General features: G+C 69.4%; 1 pseudogene. It reads right to left on the bottom strand.

Annotation, left to right across the window (positions count from 1 at the left end):
- Window positions 1-258 (bottom strand): annotated as a pseudogene (locus tag AAEY93_RS20815) (DNA-binding response regulator); the annotation flags it as partial.

Raw genomic sequence — 258 nt, 5'->3', positions numbered from 1 at the left:
ACTCAGCGCGACCAGCGTGCCTTCGGCGTCGAGCAGATGGCGCCCGGTCGTGTCGAGCTGCCATTCACCGAACGCGAGCAGCGCGGCCGTTTCCGTGACCTGCATGCCGGGCGGCAGCATGCGCGCGCGGCGCAGCACCGAGCGAATCCGCGCCAGCAGCTCACGCACCGCGAACGGCTTGGCCAGGTAGTCGTCGGCGCCCATCTCGAGACCAATGATGCGGTCGGTTTCCTCGCCGCGTGCGGTCAGCATCAGCAC

The organism is Shewanella sp. CAL98-MNA-CIBAN-0140 (assembly GCF_040309905.1).
Taxonomy (GTDB): domain Bacteria; phylum Pseudomonadota; class Gammaproteobacteria; order Enterobacterales; family Shewanellaceae; genus Shewanella; species Shewanella psychromarinicola.
This window is presented reverse-complemented; position numbering and strand designations above follow the sequence as displayed.